At 60.8% G+C, this 25,856-nt stretch carries 25 protein-coding genes and 1 pseudogene; 1 reads left to right on the top strand and 25 read right to left on the bottom strand.

What is annotated here, in order from left to right; genetic code table 11:
* From U3A55_RS03395 to U3A55_RS03440, 11 genes are all read right to left on the bottom strand, one after another.
* Positions 1-234, bottom strand: a 234-nt coding sequence (locus tag U3A55_RS03395) for a DUF7567 family protein (protein WP_442978261.1), incomplete at its 3' end; no start/stop codon positions are given.
* Between the two features lie 73 nt (positions 235-307).
* Positions 308-673, bottom strand: a complete 366-nt coding sequence (locus U3A55_RS03400; RefSeq protein ID WP_330990124.1) for a DUF7568 family protein — start codon at positions 671-673, stop codon at positions 308-310.
* 3 nt (positions 674-676) lie between these two features.
* Positions 677-1,168: a hypothetical protein gene (locus tag U3A55_RS03405; protein ID WP_330990232.1), complete on the bottom strand. Its 492-nt coding sequence runs from the start codon at positions 1,166-1,168 to the stop codon at positions 677-679.
* A 107-nt stretch (positions 1,169-1,275) separates the two neighbouring features.
* On the bottom strand, positions 1,276-1,698 hold the full coding sequence (locus tag U3A55_RS03410) for a hypothetical protein (protein WP_006183447.1): 423 nt from the start codon (positions 1,696-1,698) through the stop codon (positions 1,276-1,278).
* 121 nt (positions 1,699-1,819) lie between these two features.
* The gene (locus tag U3A55_RS03415; RefSeq protein WP_015299293.1) at positions 1,820-4,192 is read right to left on the bottom strand and encodes a heavy metal translocating P-type ATPase; all 2,373 of its coding nucleotides are present in this window, start codon (positions 4,190-4,192) and stop codon (positions 1,820-1,822) included.
* A 60-nt stretch (positions 4,193-4,252) separates the two neighbouring features.
* Complete coding sequence (locus U3A55_RS03420; protein WP_006183449.1) at positions 4,253-5,002, bottom strand: helix-turn-helix domain-containing protein; 750 nt, start codon at positions 5,000-5,002, stop codon at positions 4,253-4,255.
* 61 nt (positions 5,003-5,063) lie between these two features.
* On the bottom strand, positions 5,064-5,348 hold the full coding sequence (locus U3A55_RS03425; RefSeq protein WP_049983734.1) for a hypothetical protein: 285 nt from the start codon (positions 5,346-5,348) through the stop codon (positions 5,064-5,066).
* A 37-nt stretch (positions 5,349-5,385) separates the two neighbouring features.
* A complete protein-coding gene (locus U3A55_RS03430) occupies positions 5,386-6,048 on the bottom strand; it encodes a DUF6735 family protein (protein ID WP_135806882.1) in 663 nt (220 codons plus the stop codon).
* Positions 6,049-6,116: 68 nt separating this feature from the next.
* The gene (locus U3A55_RS03435; protein ID WP_006183452.1) at positions 6,117-6,497 is read right to left on the bottom strand and encodes a hypothetical protein; all 381 of its coding nucleotides are present in this window, start codon (positions 6,495-6,497) and stop codon (positions 6,117-6,119) included.
* A 106-nt stretch (positions 6,498-6,603) separates the two neighbouring features.
* A complete protein-coding gene (locus U3A55_RS15185; RefSeq protein ID WP_096396460.1) occupies positions 6,604-6,792 on the bottom strand; it encodes a hypothetical protein in 189 nt (62 codons plus the stop codon).
* Between the two features lie 144 nt (positions 6,793-6,936).
* Positions 6,937-7,824 carry a biosurfactant protein 1 gene (locus tag U3A55_RS03440; protein WP_330990125.1) on the bottom strand — a complete coding sequence of 296 codons (888 nt, stop codon included), beginning with the start codon at positions 7,822-7,824 and terminating at the stop codon, positions 6,937-6,939.
* 392 nt (positions 7,825-8,216) lie between these two features.
* Here U3A55_RS03440 and U3A55_RS03445 point away from each other — a divergent pair, with 392 nt between their 5' ends.
* Entirely contained in the window at positions 8,217-9,464 is a 1,248-nt protein-coding gene (locus tag U3A55_RS03445; protein WP_330990126.1) for an HNH endonuclease, read from the top strand.
* A 130-nt stretch (positions 9,465-9,594) separates the two neighbouring features.
* On the opposite strand, the gene U3A55_RS03450 is transcribed toward U3A55_RS03445, so the two are convergent.
* From U3A55_RS03450 to U3A55_RS03515, 14 genes and pseudogenes are all read right to left on the bottom strand, one after another.
* Positions 9,595-10,521, bottom strand: coding sequence for a transcription initiation factor IIB (locus U3A55_RS03450; RefSeq protein WP_330990233.1), 927 nt, complete (start codon positions 10,519-10,521; stop codon positions 9,595-9,597).
* Positions 10,522-10,734: 213 nt separating this feature from the next.
* The gene (locus U3A55_RS03455; protein ID WP_330990127.1) at positions 10,735-11,631 is read right to left on the bottom strand and encodes a DNA-binding protein; all 897 of its coding nucleotides are present in this window, start codon (positions 11,629-11,631) and stop codon (positions 10,735-10,737) included.
* A 650-nt stretch (positions 11,632-12,281) separates the two neighbouring features.
* The gene (locus U3A55_RS03460; RefSeq protein WP_330990128.1) at positions 12,282-12,611 is read right to left on the bottom strand and encodes a hypothetical protein; all 330 of its coding nucleotides are present in this window, start codon (positions 12,609-12,611) and stop codon (positions 12,282-12,284) included.
* Between the two features lie 60 nt (positions 12,612-12,671).
* A complete protein-coding gene (locus U3A55_RS03465; RefSeq protein ID WP_330990129.1) occupies positions 12,672-12,899 on the bottom strand; it encodes a hypothetical protein in 228 nt (75 codons plus the stop codon).
* A 113-nt stretch (positions 12,900-13,012) separates the two neighbouring features.
* On the bottom strand, positions 13,013-13,372 hold the full coding sequence (locus U3A55_RS03470) for a MarR family transcriptional regulator (RefSeq protein ID WP_135823179.1): 360 nt from the start codon (positions 13,370-13,372) through the stop codon (positions 13,013-13,015).
* A 94-nt stretch (positions 13,373-13,466) separates the two neighbouring features.
* Positions 13,467-13,797: pseudogene (locus U3A55_RS15190) on the bottom strand (DUF7558 family protein).
* The gene (locus tag U3A55_RS03480) at positions 13,798-14,088 is read right to left on the bottom strand and encodes a hypothetical protein (protein ID WP_330990234.1); all 291 of its coding nucleotides are present in this window, start codon (positions 14,086-14,088) and stop codon (positions 13,798-13,800) included.
* 166 nt (positions 14,089-14,254) lie between these two features.
* Complete coding sequence (locus U3A55_RS03485) at positions 14,255-14,710, bottom strand: hypothetical protein (protein ID WP_442978262.1); 456 nt, start codon at positions 14,708-14,710, stop codon at positions 14,255-14,257.
* A 73-nt stretch (positions 14,711-14,783) separates the two neighbouring features.
* Positions 14,784-16,061, bottom strand: coding sequence for a phage NrS-1 polymerase family protein (locus U3A55_RS03490; RefSeq protein WP_442978268.1), 1,278 nt, complete (start codon positions 16,059-16,061; stop codon positions 14,784-14,786).
* Between the two features lie 357 nt (positions 16,062-16,418).
* Positions 16,419-19,511, bottom strand: coding sequence for a type IV secretory system conjugative DNA transfer family protein (locus U3A55_RS03495; protein ID WP_330990133.1), 3,093 nt, complete (start codon positions 19,509-19,511; stop codon positions 16,419-16,421).
* Complete coding sequence (locus tag U3A55_RS03500) at positions 19,471-20,598, bottom strand: hypothetical protein (RefSeq protein ID WP_330990134.1); 1,128 nt, start codon at positions 20,596-20,598, stop codon at positions 19,471-19,473. Before U3A55_RS03500 ends, U3A55_RS03495 begins: the two co-directional genes overlap by 41 nt.
* A complete protein-coding gene (locus U3A55_RS03505) occupies positions 20,591-23,848 on the bottom strand; it encodes a VirB4 family type IV secretion system protein (RefSeq protein WP_330990135.1) in 3,258 nt (1,085 codons plus the stop codon). Before U3A55_RS03505 ends, U3A55_RS03500 begins: the two co-directional genes overlap by 8 nt.
* 4 nt (positions 23,849-23,852) lie before the next feature.
* Positions 23,853-25,049 carry a hypothetical protein gene (locus U3A55_RS03510; protein WP_006183472.1) on the bottom strand — a complete coding sequence of 399 codons (1,197 nt, stop codon included), beginning with the start codon at positions 25,047-25,049 and terminating at the stop codon, positions 23,853-23,855.
* Positions 25,050-25,754, bottom strand: a complete 705-nt coding sequence (locus U3A55_RS03515; protein ID WP_330990136.1) for a hypothetical protein — start codon at positions 25,752-25,754, stop codon at positions 25,050-25,052.
* Positions 25,755-25,856: the final 102 nt, after the last annotated feature.

Raw genomic sequence — 25,856 nt, forward strand, 5'->3', positions numbered from 1 at the left:
GCGCAGTTTCTCGTCGACGTGGAGGTTCCAGGTCGTGGTTGTATCGAAGCAGGCGAGCACGGCCTCCTCGTAGCCGCGTGTCTCGCGGGATTCCTGGAGTTCGACCTGGGTGTTGCAGTTCTTGCAGAACACCCCCTCGAATGGGATGTGGGTGAAGACCTCCTGCCCGCAGACGGGACACCAGAGGAACTCGAACAGTGCCTCGCTGTGTCGGTCAAGTACTTCGAGACTCATTGGTTGACTCACCCGGTCGTACCGGGCCACCACCTCGTGCCCGGCCGAAAAACAGCGCCCACCGCTCACTCACTCACCGTTCGGCGCCATAGACGATGCGTGAGGGGGCTTCGTATCCACAGTCGGGGCAGTCGTACCATCGCTGGATTTTCGCCCCGTCTGCTGCCTTCTCGCCGACGCGAACGTCGTTGTTCGGACACTCCGGACAGCTGAGGTCCGGGACCGGCCGCTCCCGGAGTTCGTCACGGAACGACGTCGCGTCCTTCGTCTCGTATCCCCGCGACCAGACCGGGTAGCCGTCGGCGATGATTGCTCCGCGCCACTTGTACCGGTAGGAATCCGGGGCTCGATGCAGGACGGCTCGCGCACCGGTCTCGGTGTTCCGATACGCAAGCGTCGGCGAGCGGCTCTCGCGTCGCCAGTTGGTGATCCTGGGCATTATTCAGAAGTGGACGTCAGCGGGTACGATCCAGGGCTCCTCACTCTCCTCGAGGAGTCGATCCAGCTGTCCACGGTGGCGAATGCCGGTTCCGTGTTCGGTGTACAGGAAGATCGTCGGGCCGTCGTACGCACCGACCTGGTGGAAGGCGTGCCGGGCGAGGTCCTCGTCGCGCATGATCTCCTCGTCGGAGAGCTCGTCGATGGCCTCCTTCACCCGGTCGAGATTACGCTCGAATTCCTCCTTCGTCGCCTCCCAGCCACGCTCGAGGAGATCTTGGCCGTCATCAGAATCGACGGGGGCTGCAGTCGGGAGCTCACCCCATCGCGCCTTCCCCGCAACGGACGTGTCCTCCTCATCGAAGGTCACGTAGTAGTCGAAGACGGCGCCGGCGTGTGGGTCCGCGCCGACCAAGCGGTCGAACACCGTCTTTCCGGTGGCCAGCGCGTCGTCGTGCGTCGATGCCTCTACGAGGGCGTAAATCACCATATGCATCTCGAACACCTCGAAACGCCGACGCACCGGGAGTGGTTGATCGTTCGCTCCTGCTGCGCCGGCACCCATCGCCGGCGCTCGAAAAACCCTGATCTAGCGGTCGATTCTTAGGACTCGTTCGTTCGATCGACTGTGATGGTCAGGTTTCCGGACTCGTAGTCAGCTTCGAAGTCGACGGTGAACGCATCCGAGTCATATGCGGCGTGGTAGGCGCGGTGACGCCTTAGCGAGCCCGTCGCCTTGAAGTGGAAGAACGCAGCCGACGTGTAGGGCTTACTCTGCGTCTCGATTTGCGTCTCAACTGACGCCGGAAGTGCAATCTGTGGCGTGTCGGTGTCAATACTCGCAGCGAACTCCTTCGCTTCCTCGACGGTCGCCTGTGAATGTGCGGGCGTCTCGCCAGTGAGCACGTTCACCGGTGTCTCCGTCTCATCGGTGAACAGGACATCGTGGAAGGTGCGCGTCCCGAGGACTGCGTCGGGATCTAACTCGCAATCGTGGAATGGATCGTCGTCTGAATTCTCGGGCATCAAATCACGAGCCAACGGTGGGGCTCAGTCCTTTCTGCCCCAGACAAACCACAACTAGTCTCGATGTAGCGGAGGTAAGTCCCGAAAGAAGAGCGTCCTGCCCGCACTTCCCGCCGCAGAATCAGGCGTCGATGATTCGATCGGGCTCGATTCGTGACAACCGCATCGCGTTCCCGGTGACGCCGAGGCTCATCCCCATATCTCCGACAACGACTGCCAGCGCAACGCTGACCAGGCCCAGCGGCACGCCTAACGCGAGCAGAAGCTTCACGCCGAGGCTCGCCCAGATGTTCTGCCGGATCACGCCGTTGGCCGTATGCGACAGGTCGTACAGGTACGGGAGTTTCCCGATGTCGTCGCCCATCAACGCAATATCAGCCGTTTCGAGGGCGGTGTCGGTGCCCGCCGCGCCCATCGCGATGCCGACCTCCGCAGTGGCCAGCGCGGGGGCGTCATTGATGCCGTCGCCGACCATCGCGACCTCCCCGTACTCCGCCTGTAACTCCTCGACTGCGTCGACCTTCTCGTCGGGTAGGAGTTCGGCGCGATATTCATCGACACCGACCTGCTCGGCGATGGCGCGGGCGGTGCCCTCGTTGTCCCCGGTCAGCATCACCACGCGCTCGACGCCCAGCTCGTGCAGGCGTTCGACAGCCCGCTTCGAGGCCGGGCGCACCTCGTCGGCGATGGCGATTGCACCCAGCAGTTCCGACTCCGTCCCGACGATAACGACCGTCTTGCCCTCCCGCTCCAGTGAGGTGAGCGCGTCCTCGGCGAACGCCCCGTCGTCGGCCTCGGTCGCCTCTTCCGCCACGACGCCGCCGTCTGTCTCGCGGCGTGCTCGAGCGAGGTCGAAGCCCAGCTCCTCGAAGAGCGCGGGCTTGCCCGCATAGTACGTCTCGCCGTCGATCTCGCCCCGGATGCCCTTCCCCGTGAGGCTCTCGAAGCCACTCGGGTCGGGCAGGTCGCCCACGCCCGCCTCCTCAGCACGGGCGAGAATCGCCGCAGCGATGGGGTGCTCACTGCGCCGCTCCAGCCCGGCGGCGCGACGGAGCAGATCATCCTCAGTGGTGTCGCCGACCGGGACGACATCGGTGACGGCGAGTTCGCCCTTCGTGAGCGTCCCCGTCTTGTCGAGCGCGACGGCATCGACTTCGCCCATCGCTTCGAGGTAGTTGCCGCCCTTGATCAGGACGCCGTTCTTCGCGGCGCTGGTGATGCCCGACACCACCGAGACGGGTGTGGAGATGACGAACGCACAGGGGCAGGCGATTACCAGCAGGGTGAGCCCGCGGATGAACCAGGTCTGCCAGTCGCCGGCGAAAGTGAACCCGTACCCGGCCACGTCCACCGAGATGGGGTCGGCGATAACCAGCGGCGGGATAGCGGCGGTCAGGATTGCCAGCACGACGACGAGGGGTGTGTAGTAGCCGGAGAAGCGGTCGACGAACTGCTCAGACTCGGTCTTCTTCGCCTGTGCGCCCTGTACCATCTCGATGATGCGCGAGAGCGTCGAATCGCCAGCGGTCGAGGTGACCTCTACCTCGAGGTACCCCTCTTCGTTGATCGCGCCGGCGTAGACCTCGTCGCCGGCAGTCTTGTCGACGGGGACGCTCTCGCCCGTGATCGGCGACTGGTCGACTGCACTCTCGCCGTCGATGACCGTTCCGTCGAGCGGAATCTTGTCGCCGGGGCGGACGACGACGGTCTCGCCAACGTCGACCTCCTCGGCGGGAACGGTCACTTCCTCACCATCGCGAAGGACGGTCGCCTCGTCGGGCGAGAGTTCCATCAGCTCGCGCAGGGAGTCCCGTGCCCTGTCCATCGCGTAGTCCTCGAGCAGCTCGGCGATGCTGAATAGGACGGCCAGCGTGGCGGCCTCGACGAAGTAGCCGATACCGGTCGCCGCGATGATCGCCGTCCCCATCAGCAGGTCGATGTCGAGGCTTCGGTTCTTCGCGGAGTAGTACCCGCTACGGACGACGGGGATGCCGCTGGCGGCGACGGCGCCGAGGAACAGGACATCTGCGATGTGGAGCGGGTACTCGAGGACGCTCGCCACCGTGACGTTCTGTCCGGTGAGGAGGAATTCGAAGAGGAGGCCGAGCGTGACGAACGCCGCGCCGAGCCACGTCTTCTTCGCGCGAGGACTCGTCCAGACCTCCGATGGTGGCGCGATGTCGACGCCGTCGGTCGCCTGGTTGTCCTCATCATCGCCCTCAGCGTCCGAGCCCCCGACGACCTCGTAGCCGGCGCCTTCAATCGCCTTGATTACGTCGGCTTCGCTAGTCCGATCAGGGTCGTACGTGACGTTGGCCGTGCCGGTGGTCGGCTGGAGCGTGGCGTCAGTAATGCCGTCGACACGCTGGAGGCTCTTGTCCACCTTTTGGGCGCAAGAGGGACAGTCCATCTCGGGAACGGCGAGGCGGGCGGTCAGCTCACGTCGCTGTCCGCCGCCGCTCGTTTCTCCTGCTGCGTCCGGATTCTCTGTCATTACCTCACGGTAGGAGTGGGAGTTCCATATGTCTTTGTTGGAATATTCCAACTGCGGCCCTCAGTGCGATGCCAGCCGTTCTTCCGCTACCCGCTCGCCGGCGACATGTTGCTTCGCCAAATGTTCTTCCGCCCGACGGAGTCGGTAGGTGAGTGTTGACCGTGGCACGTCGAGATGCTCGGCGAGTTCGCCGACGTCGACCTCGCGGGGTGACTCGTAGTAGCCGTGTTCGACAGCGGCCTGGAGTGCGGCCTCCTGTGCTGGCGGCAGGCCGCTCGGTGTCCCGTCGCCTCCCCCAGCTGATGTCGTCGTATCCGCGGTGCGGAGCATCTCCATCTGGGCGCATTCCCCGACGGCAACCCCGAGGGAATCGAAGAACGCCGCCACATCGCCCTCGTCGGAGTGAATGAGCCGCCACGTGTAGTGGCGGCCCTCGTGACGGGTCTCGAACAGCACACCGTCGCCGAGGTGGTCGCGGGCGATGTGGGGGACTGAGGCACAGGCAGGGGTCCGCTCCCAGTCGGAGTAGAGGATGAGCGTGTCGTCCGTGCGGTCGAGGACACGGGTGGTCTGGGTTGCGCCGCAGTCCTCGGTGGCGAGACAGTCGGCGTAGTAGTCGCTGTTGCGAAACGCGTCCTCGATGGCGTCGAGTGCGTCCGGAGTGCCGGTGGCATGGTCGACTCGCCAGAGCTGGTCGGCAGTGGCGTGCAGCGAGAGTGAACGAACGCGAGCGTCGGGGTGGTCTGCGAGGGCGTCCGCCACCCTGTTGCAGCCGGGCTCGTATTCGAGAGCGAAGACGAGTTCGCGCATACCCCGACTAAGGCCTGCCACGACATAACCCATGGCTTGGGGCGATGTCTACTGGCGGGTATCAGATCACGTCGTCCGGGTCGTGAACCTCCTGCATTCGCTGTGCTTCGGCCGCGTATTGCTCTTGGAGGTCGGGGTCATCGACCATGCCAAGATTGCCGGGTTCAGCATCGACTGCTGCTGTCGTGTCTCGGACGTCGGTGAAGGACGTGAGTGCGCGTTCCTTCCGATAGTACTGTTCTCCATCGGGCGTCGCGTAGGTGAGGATGATCAGGTTCTGTTCGTCATCGGAGTACGTTCGTTCGACAAGCCAGACACGAAGACCGTCTTCAGATTGATTTGACATACTTGTGTGTTCCCCGGTATCCACTAAGGGATTGGTGTTACGGCTTGCCGAGACTCGCTGTCTCGAAGGGTGATTCTTCGGTCGGAATGAGCAGCTCCTGTCGGTCTCCGACTCGCTCAGCGAGCTTCCGTTTCAGGTACTGTCTCGCCGTCGACGGCGTGAAGACGCCCTTGTCGAGCATGTCGCCGACGACGTCTTTGAGGGCCGCGAACTGGCCCTGCAGGTGGCCGTCGCCGACCGGCTCGCCGTCGTACCAACGCACCGTCGCAAGCGCGCCGTTCCCGACTGTTTCTCCCTGTTCGACCGTCTCCGAGTCGTACTGGAGGCCGAACCACAGCGTCCGATAGGCGGCCACCTCGAACGTCGTCGACACCACGAAGAACGCCTCGTGGTGGAGGTAGTCGAGGTGGTCAGCGACGATCTCCTCAAGGGTGAGCCCGGTGGCGCGGGGCTTCAGCTCGACGACCGTCGACGGTCGATCCTCGTCAGCGAGGTAGCCGTCGATCGCATCTGCCTCAAGGCCATCGGCCAGTTCAGCCAGCAGCTGTTTCGCCCACTTGGAGTCGGTGTCGTCGCCACCGAACGGCGACTCAGCCGAAATTCGGTGCTTGAGCTTGAGATTCGCTGCACCCCAATGAGAGTAGTGGAGCGTGTACTGTCCGTCAGTTCGTTCGTACGCAACGAGTGCGCGGTGGCCCATTGAACAATCACCTCGCAGGACGACCCACGACTGGATCGCCCCGCACCCCTCCCGGGGGACGAACAACGCTACTCGTCGATCGGGTCGGGGGAACTGAGGTCCGCGTGGAGGACTTCGCCGTCGCGAACGACGTACCGTTTCGCCAGCACGGGAAACCGGCACTTGGTAAATCCGGCTGTCTGGATGTCGAATTCTTCGTTCGGTTCGAGATACTCCGCGAGCGACCGGAGGAACTCGTGAGTGACGATGCCACCGTCGTAGTCAGGAAGACCGTTCTCACGGGCCTCGTACACTTCGAAGCTGTCGTAGCCCCAGATAACGAGTTCGCCGTCGTCGTCCACTTCCCAGTTGAGCGTCCCGAAGCAGTGGTTCTCACAGAGCTCGCGGACTGCCTGTGGATCCGATACGAGCGCGCCGGTCGATGTCGTTGCGGCTTGCAATGTTGCCATGGATTGTTCTCGGGAGCGGTCTCGCGCCCCCGCACCCTTTCAGGGGGCGAGCAACTGCTCACGCTGTGACGGCCACATGACGTTGCGCTGCCGATGCGTCGAGCTGTCAGGATTCTCTGTTGATGTCACCGTCCCTCGTCGTATTCGGTTGGGTGAGAAAATCTACCTGCTCGAGGAGCGTCGTCGCGGTGCTAATTCGCTCTCGATCAGCGGGCTCCAATTGGTCGCTGTCGATACTGGTGAGGCTACTGAGCGCGCGGTGGAGTCGATAGCCGGGGGTGTCTCGTGGATCCATGTGTGCGCCTCCGCCAATTCTCGGCGCCGAAAAACACCGGCGGGCAGTCAGCAGGTGTGGTATCGTCGGGTGGTCGCGAGCTGGCTTCTGTTAACCAACAACTCCGAGCCGACACCAGAATTGTTGGTTAATTTGACGTCGTCTTTACTGATCGGCTTCGGGTTCGGGCCCGTAGCGTGGCGTGCCGCACCGCTGACAGCCCCACATTGGCTGCCCGGTCCACTCGTCATCGGGGACAGCCTCGAATTCGCGGAATCGATGCTTCGTCTCCCGATCACACTCTCGACACTCGAGGTGAGTTCTGTTTGGGCGCTCGCGTCGTGGCTGTTCGATATCGGTCTTGTCAACGAATTCCTGGAGCGCAATCGCTGGCACCAGCCAGAGGTCGTCGTCTGCGTCCTCACGTAGGCTTGCAAGACGATCTTCGGAGCGAACCCCACTCCCGTTTTCGTCGTAGAGGAACGTCGCGTGCTCACCATCATGACACGATATCGTCGTCTCTGTCCACGCCGTCCGCTCACGAGCAGCCGCGAGCAGCTGATTACCACATTCAGACGTGATCCGTGTTGCCGAGAGGAGCGAGGGCCACTGATCGACAAGCTGTGGGGCCGGTTCCTCGTCGAGATCGTATATTAGCTTGCAGTCATCGACTACTGGGTCATCATCTCCCTTCGCGAGGAGGGTGGCCGCAGCAGATCCCTTCCCGACTGCGCCGTAGAACGTCGACGCCTCAAAGAGCAGCTGGATGACGTGGCGGTGAGTCCGTTCGGCAGTCGATGTGTCCTGATCATCGGCTGCTTCGAGATGGTTCGTGAGACAGAACCGGCACTTCGACTGGTCGGCGGGGATCGACGCTCCACAGGAATTGCACTCGGTCTCATCTGCTGTCGGGCCGTCTGGATAGTCCGTGTCGACGCCACCAGAGTGTTGCCGCCGGGGCTCGCCACTACTACTGGCGAGTTGATCGTCGGGAACTTGGGTCGCTTCGCCGAGCGGTCGGAGGGCTTCGTAGTCGGCGTACTGGTCGGTCATAGAGTGATCTGGCCGTATCATGCTTCGTCTTCGGGTTTAAACAATAGCTCTCACATCAATTAGCCTACAGACAGGGGGTGTCATAGAACGGTTCGGCTCTATTGAAATCCTCAACGGATAACATATTCTGACGCAGGTCGGTAAGTACAGATGAACTGCTTAGCAATTGTACCTGAGAGGTGGATGTCGAATTAATCGGATTCCAGCAGAGACGGAGGATTCAATTGTTTAATACGTCCGACAGTCTACAACCCATATGCCACAGGCAGTGGCTCCTATCAAGTCCAGTTTGACAGGCAACTCTTCAGCGTTGGCGATCCATCAGAGTAGAAGCGTTGCCAGACCTTCTAGGACCGTTGCAAATATAGCTATCCTTCAGATTGTACTTCATGATGACAAAGGAGTATCCGTCGGATTGGGATACCCGAAGAAATGAGGTCTACAACCGTGACGAGTACACCTGTCAAAACTGTGGTGTCCGTGGTGGCCCAGTCGGAGATGCTGAACTTCACGCCCACCACATCGTCCCGAAGAGCAAAGGTGGCACTCACAAGAAAAGTAACCTCAAAACGCTCTGTAAGGAGTGCCACAACGCAATTCACGGCAATAGCATGGCTCCTTCCGATACTAATACGCAGTCTGATTATTCTTCTTCACTCTCTTTCCCCCTCTCAGAATCCAACTACCCTTATGCAGTATCTGACGAAGTGAATCTTGGGAACCATCTTGTACAGAGCGTTGAAACTATTGAGTTGATCGCCAATCATCTCGAAGAATTAGCCAAACACGCAAAACTCTTCGCTACGCTCGATGACGAAGACGAGACTAATCAACTCCAAGCAGCCTTTTCAGAGGCCAAAGAGAGCGTAAATAGAGAATTGGGATCTTTCGAGGAACACGTCATGGCAACCCGCGACATCACTCCATCAGAGACATCAAATAACTATGGAAAGCTATTCGATGAGGCGTCTGAATTCATCGACAAAGTTCGATCCTATCGAGATCTATCAATCCGTGTTAAGGATACTCGGACGATCGAGAATATCGATATCGCCGATCTCGACGTGATTAGTAGTGACGTGGAAAACACTGCTGAGAAGTACATCGACACTGTCGAAGATATCGTTGCTAATCTTCTGAAGATAATTCGTGATGAGATATCCCATATTGAGGAAAAGTCTAAGCCATTCGCTAATCGGCCTGATTATTGCCCAGTCTGTGGCGAGTCTATCAATAACAGGAATTTCACATACTTCGACGGTGATGTAACGATAGCAGTCTCACGCTGTGATGATTGCCGAACAGAGTGGGCGGCTTCACCCAGCAATATGGAAGTCGTCTCAAGCCCATACGACATCGAAGGCCTTCAAGTCGTGCCCGACGCTCTCAAAGCGGGATACGAAGAAGGATATCGCCTTCCTGCTAATCGAGAGCAGTACAATAAACTAAGTAACCGATATAATTCGGCCAAATCAAAAGTCGTAATTTCGACTATTGTTCTCTCTCTGGTCGCAACTGGCATGGCGTACGTACTCGGGAGCCTCCTGCTTTTCATCGGGGCTATCTTGTTGATCCTACTGATATCACAGCATATGTTGACTCAATGGGTTCCCCAACAGATTCGTACCGACAAGATGTGAATACCCAACCGCGCAAGCACCTTGCATCTCCACTTATCGGCGTGTTCACCGTAGAGATAGATGAAATCAACTTCGCTGAAAGCGTTCTATGACAGCCTCTACAGACAACCGAAAATCAGCAGTGGGGGCGTTAGACAGCCAGTTCGTCCAGTGTGTCGCGGTGGGTCCGCACGGTGACCACCGAGACGTTCGCAACTTCAGCGATGTCCGACTGGGTGAGCCACCGCCCGTCTTCGCGTCCAGCTTTGTACAGACAGGCTGCAGCGAACCCGGACGGCTGAACCCCCGTGGTTGCCCCGGTCGATTCGGATGCTTCTGCCAGCTGCCGAGCCCGCTGCCGGATCTGATCGGAGACGTCGAGCTCCGACGCCAACCGTGGAACGAACGCACTGGGCGTCACGGGCTGGGCAGGAAGGCCAAGCTCCGTATTCAGCGTCGTGTATGCGTTCGTCACTCGCGACTGCTCGACACGCGCCGGGTCGGTGACGTCCTCGAGGGTTCGCGAGAGTCCGTCGCAGCGACAGGCGCCGTAGACGCTCGCGGTGGCCATCGCTTCGATCGACCGGCCCTGCAGGAGGTCCTCGTTCTGGGCGCTCCGGAAGAGCTGGCAGGCCTGGTCACGAATCGTCTCGGACAGCTCGAGTGCGCTCACGATTCGGCGAACTTCACCGAGGCCATGCGCAAGGTTGCGCTCGGCTTTCGACTGAAACCGCCCCCGGCTTTGCTCTCGGCGCAGCCGAGCGACCTGACGGCGCTTCCGTCCGGAGAGTGTATTCCCGTTCGCATCGGTACCCCGACCGATTTCGGTCGACAACCCCCGGTCGTGCCGCGTCGCCGTGAGCGGCGCACCCGTCCGTTCGCGTTCGTCCTCGTCGAATGCTCGCCATTCGGGCCCGTGGTCGATTCGCTGCTCGTCGACGACGAGGCCACAGTCCTCGCAGACTGTTTCGACCGCATTGGTGGTGACTCGACCGTCGCATTCGGGACACTGCTTTGCACTTGAGTCCGTCTGTACATCTTCGTCGAACGTCGTCTCGTAGATCTCGCTGGTTGCCATGATACTCACGAGGGACATTACAATGAATCGCGTCTCTCAGAGCGCCCCTCACCCGTCAGGGGCAGATAAACATCGAGCGGTGCGGAGCCGGCGCAGTGCGATGTTGTGGCGAAAGCCCGGCGGCTGTGTGAGCCGCCCGGAACGTGGAGGTTGGGTGGGGCGGCGGGAAGCGGGTGAACGGGCATCAGCAAAAAAGAAGGCCGCGTTAGCTGACTACTCCCACCACTGGCCGCGCTCTGGGAACAGCACGGTGCTCCACCCGGTCAGGGCCACTGAGACGCGCCCCTGATACCAGTTCCGCGCCGCCCCGTGAATCCGCACACGCTCGCCTTCCTCCATCCAGGGTTGATTCGATTTCTCCCAGACGGTCACCTTCGTTCGTCCGCTCTCGTCCTCGATGAGTCCCACTTGGGCAATAGCCGGACTCGATGACTCCCAAAGCTGTGTAATTGTTCCCTCGATGCTCACCTCCTTTCGGTTCACGTCCTCAACCTTTTCTATCGGGATCACCTGTCCTGGCGCCGTCTGCAACTCCTCGAACACCCCGACGACCGCACTCATCATGTCTTTCCCCGTGACGACCGCCTCGGCCAGCCGCCGACTGATCGCCGCCCGCGACCATCCATCCAGCTTTTCGGCCAACCGCATCGATTGTTCGTTCACCGCTGCCAACTGCTCCTGTTCGAGTTCTGCACGCGGGTCAGCCCGTTCTGGGTCTGCCAGCGGGTCCACGCTCGCTCGCCGCTTCTGGAACTCTGCACGCCGCTCAGCGCTCCGCTTCGCCGCGATGTCTCGCGTTCGTTTTTCTCGACCCTCTTGCGTCCCGAGTTCGGCCTGGGCACTGATGCGCTCCAGCTCAGCCTCTTGCGCCTTGATACGCTCTTCCTGTTCGAGGGTCTTCCCGAACATGTGATCCGGTCCTTCCTCGACTCGCGCGTCCGGATGGTTTGAATCGACTTTCGCCTGCACTTCCATGTCGACCGTCGCCTGGAACTCCGGGGTCTCATCGACGACTTCGAAACCGTCCTCATCGACCGTCGCTTCATCGTGTTTCTCGAATGCCTGTTCATCGACCGAAACTACTTCACTGGTAACGTTCTTACTTGACATTGGAACTCACTGGTTCCTGAAGGCGCTCACGCGCCCGACACCGCGATGCTCCTACATCGCGGATTTCCTCGACGACAACGACCGACAGACTCGTCTGCGCGCTCTCGCTCGCGCCTTCGCGAGCGCCCCCTGGGGCGCGAGCGAGAGCGCGCCCGAGGCGGACGACCATCCAGCCCCGCGCGTCGCCCCGCCCGGAGCGAGCGGCCAGCGCATTCCCCGTTTCGCCCGCGACGCAACCACGTCCGTCGTGGGTCGGCGAGTCCCGGAATCCTCCGGAAGTCCGGGACCGAAACGGGAGAAGCGCTGGCGCCGAGGGCACATGCATTTTAGCCCGGAACGGGCGCTCGCGGTGCGGAGAGCGCCCGCACGCCCGGAATGGTCGGTCGCGAGCGACGCGGAGGGCGGCACGCGGCGCGCGGGGCGTGCCGTTGAGAAACACCATTCAACCGGGCCCGACGCTTAGTGACCCAGCCGACGTCCTGGTGGACGCAGAAAGGGCGAGGCCGTCTCGGTCACCGGGAGACAACGTCTCCCGAACTCACGGCGCAAAGCGCCGTGAACGTCCCCCGATCCCGCTAGCACCGCAGGAACGAGGAGCGCAGCGGTGGTCGCGGGATGTCGAGCGGCCGAGGGCTTTCAGGCTGCGTGTGTCACGTCTCCGATTGGGCGTTCAGCTCTCGAAGGTACCAGCCCGCGGTCGTTCCGATCCAAACGCCCTCGACCGGGCGCATATCGAGATCGGTCGCAGCGGTTCGATGCGTCAGCCCCTCGGCAAGAATCAGTCGAACGATATCTCGAACGGTATCCTTCCCATACTGATCGACGATCGTTGCCATCGCCGCATCAACATATCCGTCCTCGTAATCGTCACGCGGCGCTGCCGCTCGCGACAGCAGGAGCTCACAGACGTCATCGACCGACGCATGGGCACCGTTCCCCGTTCGGTCTTGGACCTCGTAGCGCACGTCGCAATCAGGCATTGTAGCGTCCTCTCTACAGATAAGCAAGGCGAGTGCCTCGGGGCTTGACCCCAAGGCGGTTCACTGAGTGTCGGCCGGCGGATCGAGATACGTCTGCATCGTCTCGATGACGGTCCGGACGAAATCCTCTTGCAGTCGGCCCTGACGCCGGACGATTGCGGCGTGCTTCGGTGAGGCGACCGCCCAGGGAGAGGCGTAACTCTGGCGCGGCATATCGCCCTCGACCCAGTCAGCCGACTCGATTGGGACGGTTGCATCGTGTGGCGTCGTGGTTAGCGTGACCGTCATGTACTCCTCCTCACCGAACGGATGGGCGTCATTATTGAGGATCAGCCATGGGCGTGGATTCTCGGTGGACTTGAACGGATCTGGCCCCCAGACAACATCACCACGCTGATAGCTCATTCCTGATCCTCATCGTCGACGGCGTGCTCCAACCATTCGTCCATATCTTCCTCGCCGAAGCGGTCGTTCGCAGCGCGCGTGCTCTCGAGCATACTGGTGTATGCTGCGATGTCTTCGTCCTCGCCGAGTGTCCAGTAGTTGCCCTTGTGTCGGACGAGGTCCCGATCCTCGAGACGGGAGAGCACGACGCTGATACTCCCAGCTTTCACGTCGGTTGCATCGCGGATCTCGCTCTGCATGAACGCTTGGTCGGGATGCGCAGCGAGGAAGCGCATCACCCGCTCAGCGTTCGTTTCGCCGCCGTTCTGGAGTCGCTCCTCGGAGGATGACTCGAATGTCTCGACGTCGATTGGCATATGTATTCATTGTCGCCGAGCGTATTAGGTGTATCGGCGTATTTCTGGACCAGAACGATTGTCGACACGCCCTCGCAGCTTTTTCGCTGGACGCTCATTCTGACTCGACAACGTGGTCATCAAGGTCGCGCGTCCAGTACGTCGCGGGCCCACCAGGACTACAGCGGACACAGAGGTGTACTGTTCCGTCGAGGTGGCCGAGTTCGACGCGGAAGGACGTGGAGTGCCGGCAGCGTATCGACGATGCGTCCACAGCCGTCGCAGGCATGGTGGTCGAGGTCGTTGGAATCAGGGCGCTCCTGAATAGCGCAGTCGACGCAGATCGGGTGGGTGACCCGGTCGTCTTTCCCCCAAGTGCGGGCGTCGCCGAGTTCCGAGCCGGGGAGCGCACCGCAGAATGCACACCCGGAGAGTGTTTGCTGCAGTTACGCGTCCTCTTCGTCGGCGTCGCAAGCGGCCGTCCACCCGCGATGGAAGACAGCCAACTGTCTGATCGAATCGAAGGCCGCGTTACTGGGCTCGTGGACGAGCACCCGTTCCTCGGCGACAGGGGTAACTACACCCGCCTCGACGAGGTCCGCGGCGAGGTGCCGCGCGCCGGTCTCATCGATGCCCTCGGTCGCAACCTGTGTGGCGTCCTGGTCTTGGGCTACCAGTTCGTCTTCGAATCGCTCATGATCGTGTGATGCGTCGTCGTATCTGTTCGGGCCATTCATATGGAAATCAACTCTAGGCACGCTCACCTGCGCGCCTCGGCCCTCACGGCGCCGAAAAAACTACTGACGGCACTGTGCTCGCTGTGACCGACGTCGGGGAGAGATGACGCTGCTCACTTGTTAACCAACACTCCGGCCCTTGTCGCGGCGAGTGTTGGTTAAGATATCACCTGCTTCGCGTCTCGTGCTGTAACTCTTGGAGGCCCTTCACCGCGAATGTATCAGGCTCGTCGACGGATGCTCCGTGGCTCTGATTCGTCGCGAGGGAAGATGGGCGTGAGAGACGGTTCACTAGCTCCTCCCGGACGTCCTCGCGACTGATTCTTTGCTCGTGCCAGCCAAGGCGTCCGTCGTAGTGACGTTTCTGGAACGTCTCGCCGACGTCGTCGGCTACGATGAACTGCGTCCGCTTCATCCCCCAGACGTTTGAGGAGATGTACTCGGCACCGACGTCTTCGTGGGTGAGTTCGACGAGAGTGCATTCGACGAACGAGACGATCGCTTCACTGTTACGAGTGTTCGGGGACAGGCGGAGATCCGACCAGGGCAATCTCGACGCGTTGAGATGGGCTGGCACTCGGTCAATACCACGGTCTCGCTGGTGCTGTCGCTCAGAATGCATGCGTTGTTTCGGGGTAGTTCGAAACCCCGTCACCCGTCTCGGGGGTGAGAAACGCTACGTCGCGGTCTCGACGTTACTTCGAGTCACTTCCGAACAACCGTTTCGTCCGGCCCCATACGGACGCTGTCTCGGACTCGTTATCGCCTTCACCAGTATCGGCAGGGGTCGATTCTTGGGGATCCCCTGACTCTCGGTCACGGGTTGCCAGCTCCTCGGTGAGTCGCTCGACTTCTGCTTCGAGGGTGTCGATCCGCTCGGTTTTCTCCGTTAGTGTCGCCTCGAGTTCGTCGATACGCTCGCCCAAGAGCCGGTTCTTCTCGGCTAGATACGCACGGCTTCGCTCCGAATCACCGGCGTCGACACCTGGAGACGAGTCGGCAGCTGGGTCGTGGGCGTCCGCGGTGTCGTCGCTGGCGTCCGGCTCGTAGAACTCGGAGGTGGTCGCAATCGATCGCTCGATGGTCTTCTCACCGTACGTCGACCCGTCAGCGTAGTGGACCTCGTCCCATTTCTCGCGGTGGAGTTCCGACTGGCGGAACAGTTGGTCCATCTGCGTCTGGTCACCGCCGGTCCAGAACGCCAGCAAACAGCACAGCGCCATATCTGCCTCGGAGTGGCTGTCGTAGCCGCCCGTGTCTCCGTTCCAGAGCCGCTCGAACTTCTCGCCGTTCGACGCATTCCGTGCTTTCTCGAGGAGTGCCTCATCCTCGAGGTCGACGTCAACGCCAGCGTCGACCGTATCGGTCTCCGTTGACTGGTCGTCAGTGCCATCACGCTGCTCGGACTCGGAGGCTGTGGCACGCTCGGTGTCCTGGACGTACTCACGATGAATCGCTGTGAGCGCGTCCTGCCGGCGTGCTACACGATTCGGTGTCTGCTCGACGTGGTCGCCAGTGACGGTGAAAAAGCGTGCCGTGTCGTACAGTTCGACGCTCCCGCGACGGTTCCGACCCTCCGGGAGTTCACCCTTGATGAGCACGTGGAAGCCGGTGCCAGACGGCGACACCTCCGTGTAGGAGTCGAGTCGGTCGATGATGTCCCGCGCGGCATCGTCGACGTCGCCGGTCTCGGGATCGCGACAGTCGTCTAAATCGACGCCGACGATGGGGTCGTCGTCGGTGAACACGAACCCGATGCCATCAGCGTGCTCCGTCTCGGTGTACTCGAGTGCCGTCTCGACATCACTCCAAGTATCGGATTCCGTCGACGACGCGAACCCACCAGCCCCCGGCGTCACCGGAATCTTCGTCGGTTTCCCATCTCGATCCTCTTCGCGCCAGCACACCCACTGCTCGCGCTCACGCACCCCCTCGGGGAGCCCCGAGACAGCAAGCGACGACTCAGACACCATCGATCCCCCTCGCGGTGAGCGTCCATCTGGACATCGTCCACTCACTATCAAGATGTTGATAACCACCCAACCACCCGGTGGGCTGTTCGCTGTCCTGTCCAACGGGGGCATCCCGTTCTATACTAGTTGGTTTTGGCCTTCGATTTGCCCTGAACATTGCTCCCGTACTGTGGTTTTCCCCTGAACAACCCTCGGATTCTTGGCCTGAACGGCTGCGCTGCCCTGAACAAACCCGATAATGGACCAGAGATTGGTGGATAGAACGGCTAACAAGGGGTGATTGGGATAAGGGCGATGCAGCAAAGTGAGCCAGTCGGCGACCCGCGTGAATTGGATTCATAATTCTGAAAGGAGGAGTCATTCAAGGAGCTGTAATCCGTCTGTGGTCAGATCGATATCAGAGTAGACCGTCACCAAATCGTCGCCGTCTCTGACACGGTCATCCTCATACTCGATGACGTTCGAAAGCTTCCGACCGAACCAGCTCGCGTTTGTCCCATCGATGTCGTGCTGGTCAGTCCACTTCGAGTACGCTTGAAACAGAGTCGCCTTCGGAACCTGCGCCCCATCAGCCTCTCTGATGTACATCGCCGCGAACGCCTCGATGCCGTCACTATCAGGTTCGATCTCCACTCCCTCTGCTGCTGATGAACCTGATCCAGCCGACGGGCCCGACACCGCAGCATCCCCTGAGTCTGGAGTTTGACTATGTTCACCGGTGCTATTGTCGAGCCATAGTTCCTCGTAGTCCGGTGATACAGGCAGTTCGTGAGTAGTACCCTGCTGGAAGAGTGTGGGACTGCCGTCTTTTGGCAGTATCAGCACGAGGTAGCTGTCGCGCGAATACTCCGCGTCTGGCAGGTCGACGTCAGGGAGGAACGGCCGTTTGATAGGTGTCCACGCCGCCTCGAACTCCTCGCTCGACTCGTACGTCTGCGTCTCACCAGGTTGGTGGACGGTGTACTGGCCGGATTCGCGGTCGTGACTGTAGTAGGCTGGCACGTCATCTTTCGAGAGCGGTCCATCATCTGGAACGCGGGCGAACTCCGTCTCACCGTCCGACAGCACGCGCTCACCGCTCTTGCGTCTCCAGACTGTCCGATTCGCGTCGGACGTACAGGGTCGAACGGCGGTGACGCCACCGTGGGCTGTTGCACCACCGCCGAAGGTCACGACCTCGTCGCAGTTGTAGAACTGTTCGGTGCCGTCCGCCCGCTCTCGCAACGGTACCGAGAGAATGTTCTCGACGCGTGATGCCCACTCTGTTTCGGGGTCACCTGGACGAACGACGAAAATCGGGATGCGATCTGCGTCGTGCGCTCGTTTGAGGTTCTGCAAGATTTTCGCGGGCCGATCCGGTGTCGTCGTCTCGGCCTCGATGTTGAACACGACGTCGTGATCTGGGTGCGTCGCGATGGCGTCGGGTTGCTCGCTGCCGTCTTGTTCGAGGATATCGACGCTAAACCCGCGCTCGGTGAGGCCCCGCTCGGTCTCCACGAGCACTGCATCGTGGTCAGACCCGCCTGCCGACTCGACGTCGCCCGTTTCAGGTTGCACTTCTGCTTCGCCGGCCTCGGACAGTCGCGTCACGACATCACCATCCTGCAACTCGACGTCGATCAACCGCGACGCGTTACGGACCTCTGGTAGGTCATCGTCCGCGTAGTCGATGTCGGAATGAGCGTTCTCAAGGCGCGTCGCCAGTTCCTCGTCGACAGCCGTGACGTCCACCCAGCCATTTGCCTCGCGGACGTCCGCTCGGATTTGGACGGCGCGAATCGCGTCAGCCATCGTCTCGGCCAGGATTTTCGTCGGGTCTGCTGCTTCGTTGGCGTCGCTGTAGATGAGGTTCTGCATGATCTCTGCGTCGGTCAGCGGGTCGGTTCCATACCGGTCCAAACTCGCCTCGATGATATCGTCGACTGCATCCGATGACCGTAGCGGGGGATACGGTGGGAACGTCCGGAGGAGGACAGGTTCGGAGTACCGACCGCCCTCTAGTGGGAGTTTCGTCCATGCCTGGTACTGATCGGTCGAGATGAGGTCTTCGGCAGTGTAGTCGCGGAATCGCTTCATCAAGAGCTGGGCGTCGTCGACGTCGTTCACGGAGAAGGCGATGAGGTTGTCGCAGTTGTTCTGCATCGCCTTCCGCGTGTCCTCGCCGAACTGCGAGGGATACTGAGAGGACAAGGTCACGGAGAGACGCATCGATCGGGCGCGGGCGAGCATCGACTCGATATCGAGGTTTTCGCTCGCGATGTCGTCGAACTCGTCACAGAGCACGAAGTACGGCTCTGGATCGGTATCGTGCTCGTAGGAGCGTTGTTGGATGGCACTCCAAAGGTTCCGCATCACGCCGAGCGTGACCATCTTCTTGATGTCTGTGTTCTCGACGGGCGTCCGGACGATGACGATCCGATCGTTGTCGATGATGTCACGGAAGTCAATGGTGCTCTCGCGGTGGGAGATGATCCGCCGGATGACCGAGTTTTCGACCCACGACTTGATGCGTTTGAGCAGCGGGCGGATCGTCTCGTCGTCCATCCGCGCGATTTCGAAACAGAATTCCCTGACGTAGGGATCCTCGACGTCGTAGGCGAACTCTTCACGGCGCTCGGCGTGCAATAGCGTGAAGTACATATCGATCACCGAGAACGGCTGGTCGGACTGCATCATCGCCCGCCCCATCGACTCGGTGATCGACTCCATGTTGATCCCCCAGTACTCGTCCGTATCGAAGATCGCTTTCAGGTTCTCGATGCGATTCTCGATCTCGTTCTCACGCTCTTCTTCAGTCTCGCAGTCGGGGACTTCGAGGAAGTTCAGCCCGACCGTCTTGTCATGCTCGGTTGAACCAGGTTCGATCCAGACGACGTCGTCGAGCCGATTCTCAGGCAGCATCCGCAGGAGTTCGCGTGAGTCGCGGCCTTTCGGGTCGAAGTAGACGAATCCATACCCTGAATACGCCCACTGGACCATCATGTTCAGCAACTCTGTGGTCTTCCCGTAGCCGGTGGTTCCCGTAATCCAGATGTGGCGGAAGAGCGACTCGAAGCGGAGCGGGGCTTCGCGGAATCCTCGCTGGGCGTCCTCGTCGTACCCAATCCACAGCGGCGATGGAGCTGTATCGACACCCGATTCGAGCATCTCGCGGACGTGTGAGCCCGCGACGGTGCCCTCGTTCAGCGTCTCCGTGACGACTGGCTTGCTCCCGACGTAGTCCGTGTCCTGTTCGGTGATATCGTATGTTTCGCCAAGCAGCGACTGTGGATCCGGACTGGTTTCAGTCATCCGACCTGCGTCACCCTCGAAGCTCTCGTCAGACCTCGCTTCACGTGGCGTGTCGTCGCTCTCTAACGTGCCTTCCGACGTAACGTCCTGGTCGGCGTCGTCTCGACCGAAGAAGCGATCAAACACTATCCTCTCCTCCCTGTCTGTCCGGTCGCTCATCAGTCCGCCTTCTGGTCGCAGATTGCTCGTACTGGTCCGTATCGGCGGGAACGCGGTCGCCGCGCTGGGTGTAGCGCCAGTCGATGTTCGGCGTCTCAATCTCGTTGTTCGGGATGTGGGCAACGCCAGCAAGTTCGTCGACGGTCATAATCATGCGACGGTCAGTCCATTCGCGGTTAGCCATTTTATCGACATGCCGCCGGAGCTGTCTCGCACGCTTGCCGTCCTTGCGATGCCAGACTGGCGTATCGTCGAGACCCTGCTCGGTGATGGCGTTGTAGTACTTCCTGAACATCCCGGCGACGCCACGGGCACGGGCCTCGGCTTCGTCTTTGTCCGTGGACGCTGCGAGAACGCGGATGTTGACGTGGAACGCCTGCTGGCCGCGCTGCTGCTCGATGGTTTTGGCGGCCTGTTTGTCCTTCTCGCTCGCTGGCCGCGTGCGGGGATTCAGCCAGCCCACAGAGGTTCCCTGGCGGAGTGCGTGGGCGAGGTCGTCGACGCTGTTGTGCTTGAATCGGTCGCCGTCCGTCCAGGACTGCTTTGCCGGTCGGAAGACGACCTGCGTGACGACCGTGCTGTCGTCGAGTGTGAGCATCTCGCTTGTAATCTCGCCGTACGGGTCGTTTGCCCATTCGTCGCTGTTGTGGTGGCGAATCGGGTAGTACGGAAGTTTCTCCATTTCGAGCCACGCACCAGCGACGTACTCGTCGGGGTCGATAACGGGGAAGGCAACTCCTCCATCGACGGGGAACACCTCGCTGTTGGCGTAGTTGTTGCCGACGCGGCGGCGGAACTTGTCGGCGGCCGCCTCGGTCGCGGCGTGCATGTAGAACGTGATCTTCCCCTCGTCGAACCAGACCTCGAAGGAGTGGTGGTCGCTCGTGTTCTTCCCCCGGAAGTTCGTCGTTACGTCGTGAACTGATTGGAGCAGTCCGGCGCCGTCGACGACGCCCTGGTTCTCTTTGAACGGGCGAATGCGGAGCAAAATCCCCGGCGCATCCTTCGGCTGCTGGACAAGTGGATCGTCGATCGGGAGCTGTGTGGCGTCGTACTGCGAGGTGCCGCCGAAGAGTCGATTACGCATCGTCGCTCACCTCCTCCTCGGGCTGACTAGCGTCCTCCCCGCCGTCAGCGAGCGCGGACGTCTCCTCCGTGCCGTTCCGCCGTGCATTTGCGACCACCGCATCGACGATCTCGTCCTCGGTGAATCCATCATCGAGAATGCGAGTGGCCTCGTCCTCGCAGAGATCGTAGCGACTGGTGAGGGCATTCATCCGCGCCTCGTTCTCCACGAACGCCTCGAAGTCGACCAGTTCTTCAGACTCATCGTTGATGGCTTGCTGGATGAACTCCTTATCTGCTGGTTCGTAGTCGATAACGCGCTTCTCGAAGGGGTCCGCAACGACGTGAAGCGGATACGTCCCGTGTTCCTCGACGCGAACGAGCGCCTGACTGTAGCCGAGATCTTCCTTCCCGGCGTCCGCCCCACGAACGTACTGGCGCTGCTCGCGCGTCAGCCCGATTTTGTTGGCCGTTTCGTCGTCTAGATCGGGCAGTTTGTGGAAGACTTTGATAGGGCACATGCCGAGGATCTTCTCGGCCTGGTCGGTCTCGTAGAACTCCTGGGCGGTCTGCGACAGTAAGACCATCCGGAGGCCGGCGTGGCGCTGGTGGCGGAACGCCGTTTCGAGGAAATCGAGATTTGCCTGGTCTTCGAAGAGGTAGTGGGCCTCGTCGATGGCGAGTTCGACGTTCCGGTCGGTCTTCTTCGCCTGCTGGTAGACCGTCGACAACAGCAACTGCATCAGGAACGTCTGCCGGTCGATTCCCGACGCACTCCCTTCGATCTGCCCGAGGTCGATATAGACGACCTTGTTGTCACCCTCGAGGATATTGACTTCTGAGCGTTCCGCGAGGTTGTCGTACGATCCGCCCTCACGGAAGGGCTGGAATGCGATCGCCAACTCGTCCGCATACTCTGCGGCGCGTTCGCGAGCGGATTCGGACGCGGCGATGTTGTGCTCGTCCGGGTTCTCCGCGACATCAGCGAGAATCCGATGGACATCGGTCATCGTCGGCGAGTTCTCGGGCGTGTGCGTCGAGATATCGTCTTCGACGACACCGGCCTGACGGTACGCCTCGTCGATGACGTACGAGAGTACGCCCGTCTCAGTCCCGAGGTCGATGTCGCGAGCGGTCAGGAAATTTTCGAGGACCGCGTAGACTTCGTCTTTCTTTGCGGACAGCGGGGAGATGCCGTCCTCGGCGTTGAGGACTTCCTGTGGCGTCTCACGGATCTCTAGCGGATTCAGCTGTGTGTCGCCACCCACCGTGATCGTCTTCGCGTCCAGGGCGTCGGCAATGCCTTTGAACCCGCCGACCGGGTCGATCATCACGAGCATCGTGTCCTGCTGGCGCTTCATCATCCGCAAGTGGCGCATAATGTCGCCGAACGTCTTCCCGGCGCCGGGCATCCCGACGACGAGTTCGCTGTGGCCGGTTTCGAGGTTCCACGGGTTGATCTGGACGGGTGAGCCGTTGTGGCCGTGGTAGCCGTACTCGACACCCTCGTCCATCATCATGTAGTTCGACGAGAACGGGAACATCGCCCCGATGGCTTGATTCGTCAGCGTCGACATTCGGTCGCGACCGAGTTCGTTCGCACCGAGGGGCGAGACAGTTGCAAGCCCTTTCTCCTGCCAGCGGTTCGCGACTTTGAGTGTGCAGTTCGCGGGGGCGTCCTTGACGATCGAGCGTAGCCTTGTCGTCTGGTTATCGAGTTCCTGCTTGCTCTCGGCGGATAGTCGGATGAAGACGCCGCCACGGTAGAACGACGCCTTGTTCGCACGGACGAGTGACCGCATGAATTTCCCACGGTCGATATCGTCCTGGAGGTCTTCGGCTTTGAGACTGTTCGCGTCGTGCTGGTTGACCTTTAGATCCGAAATCCAGTCAGCCATCATGTCCTCGGCCGATTGGGTGTCGAATGGGTCGAGATGGATGCTGATGTCCGTCTGTAGCTCAGTCTCCAATAGAAGGCGCTCGAACATCCCGTCGGCAGGCTCTTCTGGGAACTGTTCAATCCAGAACGTCCGAACATACGTGTCGTCGTTGATGACGGCGTAGGTCGTCTCCCAGTCGACCGTCGACGGCGCGATCACCGATTGATGTAGCGTCGACGTGTCGTCGAGGCGGTCCTGATCAGCGATGTCCGTTTCTGATGCCTCACTGTCTCCACTATCGAGGTCGTCCATCGCATCGACGACGTCGTCTGGATCGGGCGTCGACGGTACGTCGTCGCTAATGCCGTGGGCGACGACTGGGAACGTGCCGATTGCGTCAGTGATGTCGCCATACTCCTCCGTCCGTCCCGTCCAGTACTCTTTGGTCACACGGGTGAGGTCGTAGGCGTCGACCGGACTGACTGAGCAGCGGTACAGCGAGGACCCACCGCGGCGAATCTGGCCGAGGCGGGATTCTAACTTGTCTTCCTTGAGTCGGTCACGTTCGGCCTCGGAGAGACCATCGGACTGGAAGCGGCCAAACACGCGCCCCACGACAGGGATGTCGGCGAGGTAGGCGAGTACGCTGTCACCGGTTTCGTCGAGCTGTTCGACATCGGCGTCGCGAACGGCAGTGATAATGTAGTATTCGCGGATGGTCGTGCTTTCGGAGTCGATATCGCCGTTCTGGTCGGTGTTGGTGGTGATGTACTCTTCGAGCAGTCGCTTGAGGACGGGCCGTGAGCGGACGTCGGCGTCACCGAGGCGGCGCTGGTGGTCGCGGACGCTGTCGTCCTGGTCGACTTCCCGGCTAGTGAGATAGAACTTCACGGGGAAGTCGATGGTCGCGTTGACGAACTCGGAGAGCGAGTCCACGGCTTTCGCCCACGCCTCGTCATCCTCGAGGGCCATGTTCGCTGGCTCGACTTTCATAGCGCCGACGAGCGCGCCGTCTGACCGCTCGATGGCGTGTGGGAAGACCTGCCCAACGCGAGTTAGATAGCGGACCTCGCTATCGTCCTCGCCGTGCGTGTACTCTTTGTTCTTGACTGCCCAGCCGAGCCGTGCGGCTAGCCACTCGGTGAGCCACAAGTAGGAGGGCTTCACTTTGTGGAGCACTCCGAGGACGAGGCCGAGCATGATGCCGAACCCGAGAACGGGAATGGTGAGTGCGGCCGGGACGAGTGCTGCACCGACGAGCGTGACGAACGCCACGCCGACGAACAGCATGATCTCGCCGATCGTGTACCCCTGGAAGAACGCTGTCGTGCCGCCGAGTGACTGATGGATCCGTCGGGCGCTGTACTCCTGGTCGTCAGTGTTCGTACTCATGAAATTACCACCGTGAGACTTTCTCTTTCGTATTCTTGAACGCCTGCTTCGACCGGGCCTTCGCCGCCTGCGATGCCCGACTTGCGTCTTCTTTCGCCTTATCGCGCATCCGCCCGGTCTTCGATTGCCGCAGGTTGTTGTAGCGGCCTGCGTGATCCGTCGCTGACTGGGCGGAGGAACCTAGTTTGTAGGCGTTCGAGTCGCCGCCCCCGAGCTGGGCCTGTCCGCTTTTTGTCACTGGGCCAGATTTGTTCTGCGCGTATCCTCGATGCACGTTCCGGGCACCGCGAACCGATTTCCCAGTTCCTTTCTTCGCGGCTGAGGCGGCAGCTGCCGGATTCGTATGGGTTGCTCCCCGACGGGCGATTGTCTGAATCGCGGGGGCAGACCAGTAGACGGTCATAATCGAGGCGATACAGGCTGCCGGAATGAGCACGAGTCCGAGGAATAGCGAGAAGATTCCACTTGCGCTCGCTGTGAGATCCATCTGCCAGCCGATCCGGAAGAGGACTGCAGCAGGAAGTCCCGCGAGAACCAGACCTGGGTAAATGCCGGCGGCACGGCGAGCAATCTTCGAGGCCGGGGTGAGGGGCCATACGTCGAGGGCCCAGAAGACGCCGAGCAACGGCATCAACGGGGTGAGCACGAGAATGCCCAGCCAGCGGAGGCCGTAGACGAGGCCAGCAACGATGAGCAGGAAGTTCGAGACGAGAGCCATGGCGAGAACGACGAAGAGGCCACCGACTGCTGACTCGATGAGACTCCCAAACCCTGCCGACATATCGTTGATTGGGGCAAGCGTGAGGCCAACTGCATTGACGAATTGGAGCGGGATCGACACAAGGGGGAACCAGACGAACGATCCCATGAATACGAGCCCGATACGTCGGAGAAGACGCTTTCGTCGGTAAGGACTGATCGACCCTGACCGCAGACCGATGTAGGCGAGCCCGACGATGAGCAACATTACCGTCAACGGCAGGATATACTGGAGATAGAAATCTGCGTACAGGCTCTGCCATGGCGCATTATCAGGGGTGCCGACGACGATGTACCGGGAGTTGGATTCCGGCGCAGGGACACCGACAATCGGATTGAGGAGCGCCCTAAAAATGTCGTTCGCGAACCCGAGGAGTGCCTCTTTGATGCTGTTGATGACGTTCTCGATGGCGTCCTGTACCTGTTCCTCAAGCCATCCCATTCAGGCATCCTCCCCGTTCGACGTCTTCTGGGTCGAGTCAGTCGGGCCACCGTCGACGATGGTGAGCTCGCACGAGTTGTTCGTTCCACCGTACTCAATCGTCTGTGAGTACGACGGGTTCGCCCCGGCCTGGACGGCTCCAGTTACTGTGAGTGGAGCCGTTCCGAGGTCGCTACAGTTGACGTGTGCCCCCATTCCAAGACGCCCCTCGGTCTGGTAGATCGGAGCCGACGAGTAGACGGTCGTCGTCTCACCGGCTGGAAGGAGTGTATTGTGGCCGAACTCCATCGTCTCCTGTGACTTCACTCGACAGAGCGGGGCGTCCGTCCACCGGGACATGGTGAGGAACGACGGAGCATTCCCCGTATTCTCGATAGAGAACGCGGCGAGTTGCTGCCACGTCGATCTGTCCTTGTCCCAGTCCATGTCCGGATGGTTCTGGGCCCACATGACGTCTGTAATCGTGAGTTCGGGCTCGAGGGAGATCGTCGTCTTGCCGATGGGCTCGTCACCAGCGACGGCGACGACTCGGTACTCTCCGGGAGTGTACCCGTCTTCGGCTTCGCCGAGTAGCTGAAATGTAACCTGTGTCGCTCCCTCATGCACTCGCTGAAGCGAGTTCATCTCACCATTCGGGTTGATGAGATTCACCGAATCAGCGTTGGAGTCGCTGGCAAGTTCGACGACGAGATCGGTCCCGGTCATTGCGACGCGCTCGAAGGCATCGCTCTCATCTCCCGGTGGGGGCGACGTCTCAGAACCCGGACTGGTGGGTTCGGATGGCGATGAGGAACACCCAGAGAGCGC

This window comes from Salarchaeum sp. III (assembly GCF_036418315.1).
Taxonomy (GTDB): domain Archaea; phylum Halobacteriota; class Halobacteria; order Halobacteriales; family Halobacteriaceae; genus Salarchaeum.

Excerpts from the sequence above, each read along its gene's own strand:
- U3A55_RS03400 (WP_330990124.1), bottom strand. The coding sequence starts at position 673 with ATGCCCAGGATCACCAACTGGCGACGCGAGAGCCGCTCGCCGACGCTT.
- U3A55_RS03405 (WP_330990232.1), bottom strand. The coding sequence starts at position 1,168 with ATGCATATGGTGATTTACGCCCTCGTAGAGGCATCGACGCACGACGAC.
- U3A55_RS03410 (WP_006183447.1), bottom strand. The coding sequence starts at position 1,698 with ATGCCCGAGAATTCAGACGACGATCCATTCCACGATTGCGAGTTAGAT.
- U3A55_RS03415 (WP_015299293.1), bottom strand. The coding sequence starts at position 4,192 with ATGACAGAGAATCCGGACGCAGCAGGAGAAACGAGCGGCGGCGGACAG.
- U3A55_RS03420 (WP_006183449.1), bottom strand. The coding sequence starts at position 5,002 with ATGCGCGAACTCGTCTTCGCTCTCGAATACGAGCCCGGCTGCAACAGG.
- U3A55_RS03425 (WP_049983734.1), bottom strand. The coding sequence starts at position 5,348 with ATGTCAAATCAATCTGAAGACGGTCTTCGTGTCTGGCTTGTCGAACGA.
- U3A55_RS03430 (WP_135806882.1), bottom strand. The coding sequence starts at position 6,048 with ATGGGCCACCGCGCACTCGTTGCGTACGAACGAACTGACGGACAGTAC.
- U3A55_RS03435 (WP_006183452.1), bottom strand. The coding sequence starts at position 6,497 with ATGGCAACATTGCAAGCCGCAACGACATCGACCGGCGCGCTCGTATCG.
- U3A55_RS15185 (WP_096396460.1), bottom strand. The coding sequence starts at position 6,792 with ATGGATCCACGAGACACCCCCGGCTATCGACTCCACCGCGCGCTCAGT.
- U3A55_RS03440 (WP_330990125.1), bottom strand. The coding sequence starts at position 7,824 with ATGACCGACCAGTACGCCGACTACGAAGCCCTCCGACCGCTCGGCGAA.
- U3A55_RS03445 (WP_330990126.1), top strand. The coding sequence starts at position 8,217 with ATGACAAAGGAGTATCCGTCGGATTGGGATACCCGAAGAAATGAGGTC.
- U3A55_RS03450 (WP_330990233.1), bottom strand. The coding sequence starts at position 10,521 with ATGGCAACCAGCGAGATCTACGAGACGACGTTCGACGAAGATGTACAG.
- U3A55_RS03455 (WP_330990127.1), bottom strand. The coding sequence starts at position 11,631 with ATGTCAAGTAAGAACGTTACCAGTGAAGTAGTTTCGGTCGATGAACAG.
- U3A55_RS03460 (WP_330990128.1), bottom strand. The coding sequence starts at position 12,611 with ATGCCTGATTGCGACGTGCGCTACGAGGTCCAAGACCGAACGGGGAAC.
- U3A55_RS03465 (WP_330990129.1), bottom strand. The coding sequence starts at position 12,899 with ATGACGGTCACGCTAACCACGACGCCACACGATGCAACCGTCCCAATC.
- U3A55_RS03470 (WP_135823179.1), bottom strand. The coding sequence starts at position 13,372 with ATGCCAATCGACGTCGAGACATTCGAGTCATCCTCCGAGGAGCGACTC.
- U3A55_RS03480 (WP_330990234.1), bottom strand. The coding sequence starts at position 14,088 with ATGAATGGCCCGAACAGATACGACGACGCATCACACGATCATGAGCGA.
- U3A55_RS03485 (WP_442978262.1), bottom strand. The coding sequence starts at position 14,710 with ATGCATTCTGAGCGACAGCACCAGCGAGACCGTGGTATTGACCGAGTG.
- U3A55_RS03490 (WP_442978268.1), bottom strand. The coding sequence starts at position 16,061 with ATGGTGTCTGAGTCGTCGCTTGCTGTCTCGGGGCTCCCCGAGGGGGTG.
- U3A55_RS03495 (WP_330990133.1), bottom strand. The coding sequence starts at position 19,511 with ATGAGCGACCGGACAGACAGGGAGGAGAGGATAGTGTTTGATCGCTTC.
- U3A55_RS03500 (WP_330990134.1), bottom strand. The coding sequence starts at position 20,598 with ATGCGTAATCGACTCTTCGGCGGCACCTCGCAGTACGACGCCACACAG.
- U3A55_RS03505 (WP_330990135.1), bottom strand. The coding sequence starts at position 23,848 with ATGAGTACGAACACTGACGACCAGGAGTACAGCGCCCGACGGATCCAT.
- U3A55_RS03510 (WP_006183472.1), bottom strand. The coding sequence starts at position 25,049 with ATGGGATGGCTTGAGGAACAGGTACAGGACGCCATCGAGAACGTCATC.
- U3A55_RS03515 (WP_330990136.1), bottom strand. The coding sequence starts at position 25,754 with ATGACCGGGACCGATCTCGTCGTCGAACTTGCCAGCGACTCCAACGCT.